11 protein-coding genes are annotated in these 10,592 nt (G+C 60.6%); 3 read left to right on the top strand and 8 right to left on the bottom strand.

Going from position 1 to position 10,592, the window contains the following annotated elements; translation table 11 throughout:
* Window positions 1-77: 77 nt before the first annotated feature.
* From ASD31_RS05810 to ASD31_RS05795, 3 genes are all read right to left on the bottom strand, one after another.
* Entirely contained in the window at window positions 78-563 is a 486-nt protein-coding gene (locus ASD31_RS05810; protein ID WP_056330687.1) for a hypothetical protein, read from the bottom strand.
* Window positions 564-599: 36 nt separating this feature from the next.
* Entirely contained in the window at window positions 600-1,307 is a 708-nt protein-coding gene (locus ASD31_RS26895; RefSeq protein ID WP_274534252.1) for a CatB-related O-acetyltransferase, read from the bottom strand.
* Between the two features lie 690 nt (window positions 1,308-1,997).
* The gene (locus ASD31_RS05795; protein WP_244483765.1) at window positions 1,998-3,911 is read right to left on the bottom strand and encodes a glycosyltransferase family 2 protein; all 1,914 of its coding nucleotides are present in this window, start codon (window positions 3,909-3,911) and stop codon (window positions 1,998-2,000) included.
* Window positions 3,912-3,999: 88 nt separating this feature from the next.
* Here ASD31_RS05795 and ASD31_RS05790 point away from each other — a divergent pair, with 88 nt between their 5' ends.
* The gene (locus ASD31_RS05790) at window positions 4,000-4,872 is read left to right on the top strand and encodes a transporter substrate-binding domain-containing protein (RefSeq protein WP_056330681.1); all 873 of its coding nucleotides are present in this window, start codon (window positions 4,000-4,002) and stop codon (window positions 4,870-4,872) included.
* A gap of 9 nt (window positions 4,873-4,881) precedes the next feature.
* On the opposite strand, the gene ASD31_RS05785 is transcribed toward ASD31_RS05790, so the two are convergent.
* From ASD31_RS05785 to ASD31_RS05770, 4 genes are read right to left on the bottom strand one after another with little or no spacing between them, the layout of a single operon-like run.
* Entirely contained in the window at window positions 4,882-5,709 is an 828-nt protein-coding gene (locus ASD31_RS05785; protein ID WP_056330678.1) for a sterol desaturase family protein, read from the bottom strand.
* Window positions 5,706-6,116, bottom strand: a complete 411-nt coding sequence (locus ASD31_RS05780) for a tellurite resistance TerB family protein (RefSeq protein WP_056330675.1) — start codon at window positions 6,114-6,116, stop codon at window positions 5,706-5,708. Before ASD31_RS05780 ends, ASD31_RS05785 begins: the two co-directional genes overlap by 4 nt.
* Window positions 6,117-6,163: 47 nt before the next feature.
* Complete coding sequence (locus tag ASD31_RS05775) at window positions 6,164-6,943, bottom strand: thermonuclease family protein (protein ID WP_056330672.1); 780 nt, start codon at window positions 6,941-6,943, stop codon at window positions 6,164-6,166.
* 13 nt (window positions 6,944-6,956) lie between these two features.
* Window positions 6,957-7,637, bottom strand: coding sequence for a helix-turn-helix transcriptional regulator (locus ASD31_RS05770; protein ID WP_056330670.1), 681 nt, complete (start codon window positions 7,635-7,637; stop codon window positions 6,957-6,959).
* A 204-nt stretch (window positions 7,638-7,841) separates the two neighbouring features.
* On the opposite strand from ASD31_RS05770, the gene ASD31_RS05765 reads away from it, so the two are divergent.
* The gene (locus ASD31_RS05765; protein WP_156392524.1) at window positions 7,842-8,924 is read left to right on the top strand and encodes a calcium:proton antiporter; all 1,083 of its coding nucleotides are present in this window, start codon (window positions 7,842-7,844) and stop codon (window positions 8,922-8,924) included.
* Window positions 8,925-9,092: 168 nt separating this feature from the next.
* Window positions 9,093-9,971, top strand: coding sequence for a DMT family transporter (locus tag ASD31_RS05760; RefSeq protein WP_082520421.1), 879 nt, complete (start codon window positions 9,093-9,095; stop codon window positions 9,969-9,971).
* Here ASD31_RS05760 and mntR read toward each other — a convergent pair.
* Window positions 9,968-10,477, bottom strand: coding sequence for a manganese-binding transcriptional regulator MntR (mntR, locus tag ASD31_RS05755; protein WP_056330667.1), 510 nt, complete (start codon window positions 10,475-10,477; stop codon window positions 9,968-9,970). The genes ASD31_RS05760 and mntR overlap by 4 nt on opposite strands.
* Window positions 10,478-10,592: the final 115 nt, after the last annotated feature.

Raw genomic sequence — 10,592 nt, 5'->3', positions numbered from 1 at the left:
CAATAATCCGCCATTCGACATCCGAAAGATCACCACGAGCCAAAGCAGCCTCCTAAAAGACAGCGTTGAATCATGCTTCAGGTGATTTGCAAACCCACTTTGTCAACAGGACCTAGGAACTCGCTGTCGAGGCGCTTCTCAAACAACGGATCAAACCGTGCGTTTCCACAAAGAACCGTCGGGCACATCTTTCCGATAATATTATCGGAAAAGCCGCCATAGACCAGACCGAGGTCTGACGCCAACCAGCGTGCATTATAGGCGGTTTTCGGTTTCGCCATGGAATATTGGCACATTACCAGTTTTGTCTTTTTCCATCGCTTCGACAATGGAGGTGTGAATTGCGCTAGGATAGCATCATATTCGCCATCGAGGGAGGCAAGGTCGGTCTCGCGGATAAACCGAGAATAGGCCCCATAGCGCGTCAACCACTGAGGATCAAAATTCTTAAGGCCGGAAACGTCGCGATTAATGAATATCACATCTGGTTCGTCGAATTGACGCATAATTTCAGCAAAATGCCCGACCTGAAATGTGTTCCAGACAAGAAAACCAATGCGCATTAACTGCTCCAGTATCAAACATAGAAATGGTGGTGATCACTCTCCGTCAGGCTTGATTGTGTTTTTATTGCGATACAGCAGGTACTTGATAGGTCGGGGTTTCAAACCAGCCTCCACTCGTATTTCAATGTCGTCAAGAGCCCTATCCGGATCCTCAAAAGTAATGTCTGCGAGGTTCGCTGCATCATATTGCCACCATTCGGTCTTCAATAGGCGTTCAATTAATTTCTCTTCGAATCGATATCGAATGACCTGGGCGGGGACGCCTCCCACGATTGCGTAGGGCGGAACGTCCTTTGTTACCACGGCGCCCGTAGCAATCACCGCACCGTCGCCAATCGTAACGCCTTCTGAGATAGTGGCGTTGGCGCCGATCCACACATCATTTCCTATTACAACGGGCTGGCGTCTATAGCCTGGGTCATTTTCCTTGTTACGCTTTCGCACGGGCGTTGCAGTAAACGGAGGATAAAAGTTGAATTTCGCGTAGCTGTATTGGAAGGGGCTTGTTGAAAGCCATGTAAGGGGATGCGGTGGCAAGCCAACGCTGAAATTCTGAGCAATGGAGCAATACCGCCCGATGCTTTCGATTCGCTGTATGAGGCCTCCACGCAGGTAGCTATAGGCGCCGAGCCGCAAATCACTTTTGACTACCAAAGGAGCAAGGATTGAGGCCGGTGCTTCATAATGTAATTGGTTAGGCTCTTTGATATCCAGGCCGCGATTTCTTAGCCAAGTCGGCATCTCGTTTTCCATCTCCTAGTGAGGCAGCGCGACGATCCGATATCACAACTTTGACCGTCGCTAAAGGAGATGAGCGACGATCAAGGTCACTGGTGCGCCTCATGCCGAAAAAGTGCCAATGTTCCTCTCATCGCCTGAGACGTTTGTGGGCTATTTACGCACAGAGGAGGCACGAGCGTGATCTGGAATGCATTATACTGCTACGTAAGGTGCCCCGCCTCACCATTTAAAGGCCTGCCTTGATAGCCTTCAGGAGATGAATTTCGGTTTAAGCATTCTATCTATTTTCGATATATCTTGCTTTACGACTATAGACTTAAATCGTGTTGTCGATTTCCCATCTGTATACAACTGTTCAAAGAATATCTGCGTTCCCTCCGAGTGGCGACTGATATACAAGACTTTAGAAAAATCTATGGACGTCTCTGTGCCAGTTTTAAGAGTAAGCTTGATCCACATATCAATTTCCCCATCTTTCTTGTTGGGTATGTATTAATCTACTACATTAAACTATACGTCAACCGCTTATTGAAATTCCAAGAGAAGTGTGTCTTTTTTGGGGTATTGAGTCGCGTTAATAAGATAATATTCGTGGGCCGGGAGGGGCAGTGTGACGATGGGCAATTTTCGAAGTGCCCAGTATGTCTTTGCGCTGGAAACACTCCATTCGGTAGATTTAAGGGTGACGTCTCATTCCGCATCCTCCACGGGCATGTGCGGCGTCTTGTTCCATGAAAAGGGATCGGTTCTCAGTTCGAGAAGCGCTCGCCAGGCGGCGAGCGACATGATCAGCCAATAGCCGGGCACCAGGATCCAGCGCCATCCGACGGCTGCTTTTTCGCCGCGTCCCATCCGGCTGAAGCCAAGCGCGACAAAGACCGCATAGCTCCCGAATATATTGAGGGTGTCGCCGACGAACAGCCAGAAGGCCAGCCATCCCTCCACATGCGTGCCTCCGGCGATCATGACCCAGGCCAGATAGACGAGAAAGCCGATGATGACCGGATGGGAGAGCGCCGAAAGAAGCATGCCGGCAATGAGCACCTGGAAGACGGCAAAGGCCGGCCAGCCCATTTCGCGCCCAAGCCGGCCCGGTCGGCGCATCAGCACCAGCCAGGTCTGCAGCCAGCCCTTGAACCAGCGGGTGCGCTGTCCAAGCCAGATCGAAAGCGTCGATGGCGCCTCCTCGAAGGTCGGTTTGTAGATGACGCGCGAACGGTAGCCGAGGCGATGGAGCCGCATGCCGAGATCGGCGTCCTCGGTCATGTTATAGGGGTCCCAGCCGCCGATCTCCCTCAGTTCGGCGGTGCGGAAATGGTTTGACGTGCCGCCGAGCGGCAGCGGCATGCCGGTGAGCGAAAGCATCGGCAGCAGTCCGCGAAACAGCCCGGCATATTCGAGTGCAAACAGCGCGCTCAGCCAGGACCGGCGCGCATTGGTGATGATCAGCGGCGCCTGCAGGCAGATGACATTGGCGGGCGCGGCCAGGAAGGCGGCATGGGCTTCGCGCAATTGGCCGGGATGCGGCCGGTCCTCGGCGTCATAGACGGTCACGAATTGGCCGCGCACACCGGGCAGCGCATAGCTCAGCGCCTTCGGCTTGGTGCGCGGCAGATGCACCGGCACCAGCACGATCTCGTATTCAGGGCCGAGCGGCACATCCCTCAAGGCGGCGATCGTCTCCTCGTCGTCCTCCTCGCAGATGAGCTTGATGTCGAGGCGAGACCGTGGCCAGTCGAGCCGGTCGAGGGCGGCGAGGAGCTGGGCCGCGACGCTCCTTTCCCGATAAAGCGCAACCAGCACCGTATAGACCGGCGGCGGCTCCGCCGGCCTTTGGGGCTCTGCCTGAGATTGAGCCGGGGTCTGTGCCTGTGTGCCGGTTTTTCCCTGCATGAAGACGCAACCGCAGGCATGGAGACGCACAGCGAAATTGGCGAGATAAAACAAGGTGAGCACGATATGCAGCAGAAGCAGGCTGATGAAGGGCAGCATGAGGGCAGCAACCATCAGCGCGCAGACGAAAATGCCGGTGTAAAATCCCTGCTTGCCCCAGAAGGTGATGCGGGCGCTGTGAAGCGGCGCTGCCTCGAAGAGCGCCCGCGTGGTCGCCGAGACCCGGCGCAAGCTGCCCGCCTTCCAGGCGGCAGCCCGCACCGCAGTCGGTGTCGAGACCGCGAGCGTATTCCGCAGCGACGGCCTGCGCGCAAGCAGGGCTGCTACCGCATCGAGCTGCGCGATCGAGGGAACAATGACGGTAACCGGCGGCCGTGTCGCGTGGTGCACGCGCAGTACTTCCGGCTGGGCGAGCTGCGTATCGAGGCCGACGACGTCCTGGACCCGTGCTGGGTCGATCCACGGCATGAAATCGAGGCCGAGCTTTTCGGCCAGCGCTTCGAAATAGATGGCCTCGTCGATCTCGCGGGAGGCGAGAAGCTCCTCTTCGACGGTGGTGCCGTGATCTTCGGCTTGCAGCATGGCCCGGGCGATCGCCGGCTTGCCGATGCCGAGCTGCAGAAGGAGGCGGCCTTCCCTTTTGAGCGCGGGTGCGAAGTGCTCCGCCGTGACATGCGGCCGCCTGGCCTCTGCGCCATTTGCAGTAGCCATCCCGGAATTGTCCGGATATTCTCCAAGACGCATGAAAACCCCATTGCCGAAACGGCAATATCCCCTGGCCCATCCCGGAATGATCATAATGCGACGCGCATTTTATGCACTACTAAAATTTTACGGGATTTTCGCGCTTTGCGTGCTTCAGCTTGCAATTTCCAGTGCCTCTTTGCAGGCAGCCGAGAGTGCTGGCGGCCTGCCCCTGCTGTTTGACGCGCGCGAGCGCATCGCCAAGCCGGATATGAGCGCTCTTCCGCGGCTGCGGTTTCTGACGACGGTCGATTTTCCGCCCTTCAATTTCATCGACCAGTCGGGCCGGCTCGCCGGTTTCCATGTCGATCTGGTGCGCGAGATCTGCCAGGTCTTGAAGATCGAGCCCAGATGCCAGATCCAGGCCTTGCCCTTTGCCGAACTGCAGCCGGCGCTCGAGGAGGGGCAAGGCGAGGCGGTTGTCGCCGGCATCGGCATCAGCCCGGAACTGCGCCAGCGCTTTGCCTTTTCCAGGGCGTTCATGAAAATGCCGGCCCGGTTTGCCGCCAGCCGCCAGGCGATGGGGCCGACGCTTTCCGTAGCGGCCCTTGCCGGAAAGCCGGTCGGCGTCGTCTCTGCGACCACGCATGAGGCGATGCTGAAGGCATTTTTTCCAAAGCTCGATGCCCGCACATTTCCGAGCCGTCAGGCCATGCTCGATGCCCTGGGCAAGGGCAGCATCGCCGCCGCCTTTTCGGATGCCATGCAGCTGTCCTTCTGGGTGGCGGGACGCCCGGCCGCCGGCTGCTGCGTACTGCTGGATGGGGCCTATTTCTCGCAGCGTTTCCTCGGCGAAGGGCTGGCGATCATGACGCGCAAGAGCGAACCTTCCCTGAACCAGGCGATCGACCACGCCCTGCTGGAGCTGTCGCGCAATGGCCGCCTGAATGAAATCTATCTCAGATATTTTCCGGCCGGCATTTATTGACCAGTGTTGCTACCGTCTCCGCAAGGGCAGGAGCAGCGACCAGAAAAGCCGCGACGGATGCGCGGTCTCGTCCTGCGCGAGGCCGATCCGGACATCCTCCGGTGCCTGCTTCGTTCGGGCGCGATAGGTGGAAAACAGCCGGTCCCAGATGGAAAGATTGAAACCATAGTTGGAATCGGTCTCCGCCGGTTCGGCCGAATGGTGGATGCTGTGCATGTCCGGGGTGACGATCAGCCATCGCAGCAGGCGATCGGCGCCGGCCGGCAATTTGAGATTGGCATGGTTGAACATCGCTGCGCCGTTCAGCACGATCTCGAAGACCAGAACGCTTGCAACCGGTGCGCCGAGCGCCAGGATCACCGCTGATTTCCACAGCATGGAGACCAGGATCTCCAGCGGATGGAAGCGCAGTCCCGTTGTCAGGTCGAGCCCTGTATCGGCATGGTGAACCCGGTGGATGCGCCAGAAAAGCGGTACTTGGTGGAAGACCAGGTGCTCCAGCCAGATGGCGAAATCGAGAATGACGAAGGCCAGGAGACCCGCAAGAAAGGGCGGCAGCCCGGAGCGTGGCAAAAACCCGTACCCATTCGCCTGTGCAAACAGCGCAACGCCCGTGGCAGCCGCCGGAAAGGCGATCCGCAGGATCAGCGACGAGACCAGCAGAAGGGAGAGATTGGTGAACCATCGGCGGGCTTTCAGCGCCCGCATCAGTTCCGGCCGATCAAGCCGCGGATGAAGCAATTCCAGAACGGCGAGGGCTGAAAAGAACGTGGTGAAGACCGCGATCCGCAGGCCGACCTCGTCCAGTCCCCAGATGGAAGCATCCGTCCAGGTCATTTCCGCAGGCGTGCCATGGCGCCGCGCTCGATTGCGGCACAGGTGAGCTTGTCGAGCCCCAGCCGGTCGCGCAGCAGCTGCAACAGGCGGATTTCCTCCTGGCGGACGAAGAGATCGGCTGCCGCCAGTTCGACGGCCAGCGCATAGGCCGTATCGAAAAGCCGGGCCGGCAAAGCTTCGCGCACCACTTCGAGCGCGATGTCGAGCCCTTCCGGCCCACCCAGAAGTGCGGTGCATTCCGCGGTGACATGCAGCAGCCGGTCCTCGTCGAAGCCCTCGAAGACCGGCAATGAGCGGGTAAGCCGGCCGATACGCTCGAGTTCCTTGTCCGTCATGGCCCTGTCGACCGCCGACATCATCACCATGATATAGACGAGGGCGTCGTGACGGCTCATGGTTTCGGACATCGGGCGCTCCATGGATGTGATCAACAGGTATGGGCTCGCGCCGCCGCTTACAAGTCCGGCCCGGACCCCGTCATCGCCTGGCCGTCGCCTGAAACACTCGCTTCGCCGGTGGCAAGGGGCGTGTCGGTGTCGCGCGGATCGCTTCCGAAGAATCCGAGGCCCGCTTCCTTCGCCGCTTGTATCTCGGGCTCGAACGGCGAGCCGGCCGGGGCCTCGCCCCAGCCGTTCTGCGCCAGCCATGCGGCCGGATCCACGGAATTGACGGTGCAGGTGGTAACGAATGTTCCTTGCCAGCCTTTTTCTGGAACCTTGCAGAGGAGGGCGCGGGCTCTAAGGAAATTGCGAAGGGCGGTGCGCGCCACCATGCCGCAGGGCCAGCGCTCGTCGCTGCCGCAGGTCCGGTCCGCCTGCTGCGGCAGCAGGCCTTCCAACTGCACCAGCCTGTCGCCGAAGCGGATGAGGCCGGCCGAGAGCACAATCGGATGGCGCAGCACCACCGGTTCCGGCTTCGGCCGGGCGGGGGCTTGCGAAAGCGGCAGGCGCGGCTCGATGCGCTTCAGGGGTTTGGCCGTCACATCCCCGGGCATGAAGAATTGCTCCGGAGCGATGTCGCGGACGGGTTTTTCAGGCTCCGTCACCATGTCGTCGAAGGGCAAGGCGGAGGCACCGATCTCCGGGATATCGGCATTCCCGGGCGTTTCCAGAAGGAAGTCGGGTGTGGCAGCATCCTGCCGGTGCCGAATGGAGGAAGCGCCGAGGCCCAGCAGCGCCACCGTCAGGCAAATAGCGGCCAGGCCGCCGCCGGCAATAAACAGATGCCGCTTCATCAGGAAAACTGTCCTATTGGCTCGCCCAGATGATCCGCGCGATCCATTCGACATCGCCAAGGTCGAACAGGCGGTTCGGATGCTCGGGATTGAGCGACAGAAGTTCGATGCTGCGCGCGGTCTGGCGCATCAGCACCTTTGCCATGACCTCGCCTTCCGTGGTCTTGACCACGACCCGGTCGCCGCGGCGGATCTGCGCGCCCGGCTCGACGATCAGCACATCGCCATCGCGATAGAGCGGCATCATGCTGTCGCCCTGGATTTCCAGCGCATAGACGCCGGCCCTGGCGGCGGGCGCCGCGGGAAACTCGACCACATCCCAGCCCTGGCCTGCCGGGAAGCCGCCATCGTCGAAGAAGCCGCCGGCACCTGCCTGGGCAAAGCCGAGCAGAGGAATGGAGCCGGTCTGCGGCGGAAAGGCGCCGTCGGGCATGGCCGCATCGGGCAGGGGGCCGGACAGGGCTCCAGGACGCAGGAATTCCATGAACTGGGCAATGGTCGAGCCGGTCGCATCGAGGACCTTGGCGATCGATTCCGTCGAGGGCCAGCGCTCGCGCCCGTCGGCGGAATGGCGCTTGGACTTGTTGAAGGAGGTCGGATCGAGCCCGGCCCGCCGGGCAAGGCCCGAGGGCGATAGCTGATGACGCTCGGCGAGCGCGTCGATCGCGCTCCAGATCCGGTCATGTGAAAACATCGTTGCGCATCCTGCGGTGATGAAGCGTGACGCTTTCTCCGCTGTGTAACAGATTTCCTGGATAAGATTAGCGAAAATAGCCGTCGGAGTAAAGCAGGAGAGGAAAATAATCCCAGGAGCCCTTTTTATCGTTGTCACCGGCGGAATTGAAATGCCGGGCTTGCCGCCTATACTTCTCTTCCTTCCCGATGGTTGAGAGGCGACGTGTCTGCCATTCTGAAATCCGAAATGCTTCTCCTCGTCGCCGCGGCCCTGGCGGTCGTCGGCTTCCTGCTCGAGCATATGCTTCTGGAGGCAGGCCGCATGGCAGCACTTGCCGGCGCGGCGGTGCTGGTCTTTGCCATCGTGCTCGCCTCGATGCGCGTCGCCCACCACGCCGAAGTGCTGGCCGCCAAGGTGGGAGATCCCTATGGCACGATGATCCTGACCCTCTCGGCGGTGCTGGTCGAGGTGATTATCCTGGCGATCATGATGAGCGGCGAAAGTTCGCCGACGCTGGTGCGCGACACGATCTATTCCGCCGTCATGCTGGATATCAACGGCATTCTCGGGCTTGCGGCGCTGGTGGGCGGCCTGAAGCACGGGGAACAGGCCTATAACGACGATTCCAGCCGCACCTATTGCGTCATGATCCTGACGGCGATGGGCATTTCGATGATCGTCCCGGAATTCGTTCCGGCTGCCAAATGGCATCTCTATTCCGCCTTCACCATCGGCGCCATGGTCACGCTTTACGCGGTCTTCCTGAAGATGCAGGTCGGCGTTCACAGCTATTTCTTCAGCTACAGCTATCCGAAACGCGAAGGCGCGGTCCGGCACGTGCTGGAAGACGAACCGGTGACCGCCGCCATCACCATCCTCGTCATCGGCGTGGTGGTGATCGGCATCCTGGCGGAAATCATGTCCGGCCTTTTGACGGCAGGCCTGAAGGGCAGCGGCGCGCCGCCGGTCATGACGGCCATCGTGGTGGCGGCAATCTCGGCCTCGCCGGAAATCATGACGGCGCTGCGCGCGGCCCTTGCCAACCGTATGCAGGCCGTCGTCAACATCGCACTCGGCGCCTCGCTCTCGACCGTCATCCTGACGGTTCCGGTGATGGAGGCGATCGCGCTCTATACCGGCCAGCCCTTCATCATGGCGATGACGCCGGTGCAGACGGTGATGGTGACGATCACCCTGATCGCCGCCGCCATCAATCTCAACGACGGCGAGACCAATGCCATCGAGGGCATGACCCATTTCGTGCTGTTCGCGACCTTCGTCATGCTGTCCTTGATCGGACTTTAACCGTCCAAATGCGGTTGCTGGCGGGCGAGGCCGTTTGCCCCGCTTCGATGGCGCTCGCGACCCCCATTTTTCGCCACAGCCGCGTTGATCATGCCTCTTCCTTAGCCGTTTGCCGCAGTCTATCACAGGCGGCGGCGCCGTGTTCCTTGCCGTCTTCTGGAGCCCACCGTGAATACCTCCGTCCTGTCCGGCATTCTGCTGACGATGTTTTCCTATTTCCTGTTCACGCTGCAGGATGCCTCGGTCAAATGGCTGGTGGTGGCGCTGCCGGTCTGGCAAATCCTGTTCGTGCGCAGCGTGACGATCTTTGCGATCTGCGTCGCGATCGGCCGTCGGCCGGTGCTGCGCAGCGCGCGGCACTCGCCGGTGCTCAGGCCGCTCTTCCTGCGCAATCTTCTGCTGCTTGCCGCCTGGTTGTCCTATTACACGGCGGCGCGCGATCTCGGGCTCGCGGAACTGACGACGCTCTATTATGCCTCGCCGATCCTCATCACCATCCTGGCGGTGCCGATCCTGAAGGAAGATGTGCCGCCCTTGCGCTGGATCGCCGTGTTTGTCGGCTTTATCGGCGTCGTGGTCGCCACCGATCCGCTTGGCACCGGCATGACGCTTTCCCTTCCGGTCTGGCTGGCCCTGCAGGCGGCGGTGTTCTGGGCGATCTCGACCGTGCTTCTGCGCAAGACCGCGATGCAGGAGGTGACGCTGGTGCAGATGACCATTTCCAGCGGCTTCTTCATCGTCTTCACCGGCATTGCGGTCGCCGTCTCCTGGGTGACGCCGAGCCTTGTCGACGTGGCGCTGATGGCCGGCACCGGGCTGATCGCCGGCATCGCGCAATATGCACTGTTCGAGGGCATGCGCCGGGCGCCGGTCTCGATGCTGGCGCCGTTCGAATATTCCTCGCTGATCTGGGCCTTCGGCATCGGCTTCCTGATCTGGGGCGACGTGCCGGCGCGCCAGGTTTTCGTCGGCGCGGCGCTGATCTTCTCGGCCGGCATGATCATCATTCTGGGTGAGCGCTTCGGCCGCCGGCTGCGGCCCGGCTAACCCCTTCCGGGATCTCCGTTGGCCTCGATGAACCGGCGGAAAGCCTCCAGCGTTTCGCCGCTGACATGGTGCTCTATGCCCTCGGAATCGATGCGCGCGGTTTCCGGGCTGACCCCGAGGCAGCGCAGGAAGGCTTCCACGGTCTGGTGGCGGGCCCGGCTTTCGAGCGCCATCTTCTGGCCGGCCTCGGTCAGGAACACGCCACGATAGGGTTTTCGCGAGACGAGACCCTCGGCGGCCAACCGCGCCAGCATCTTGGCGACGGTCGGCTGGGCGACGCCGAGACGGGCGGCGATATCGACCTGGCGTGCCTCGTTGCCGTCCTCGATCAGGTCCGCGATCAGTTCCACATAATCCTCGACCAGCGCGCCGCGGTTCGCCTCGCGGGTCTGCCGGAAACCCTCGGAATGAGTATCCGCGTCTGGAAGCGGATCCGTGCGGGGAAGGGAGCGGCGCGGCAAAGGGCAGGGTTCCTTGATTGTCGGTCGGGTCTTCTGTCTGGCCATTTGGCGGCTCCCGAGGTTCATAACATGGGCTCCCGATTTTCAGAACGGCTTTATCCCGTCCTCCACATGCGGGACCATTCGGCCCGATTGTCGAAAAAAGCCAGATCAATACAAT

Origin of the sequence: Rhizobium sp. Root482, from assembly GCF_001426565.1 — a bacterium.
In the GTDB taxonomy this organism is placed as follows: domain Bacteria; phylum Pseudomonadota; class Alphaproteobacteria; order Rhizobiales; family Rhizobiaceae; genus Pararhizobium.
The sequence above is the reverse complement of the archived record's forward strand: the minus strand, read 5'-3'. Positions and strand labels throughout refer to the sequence as shown.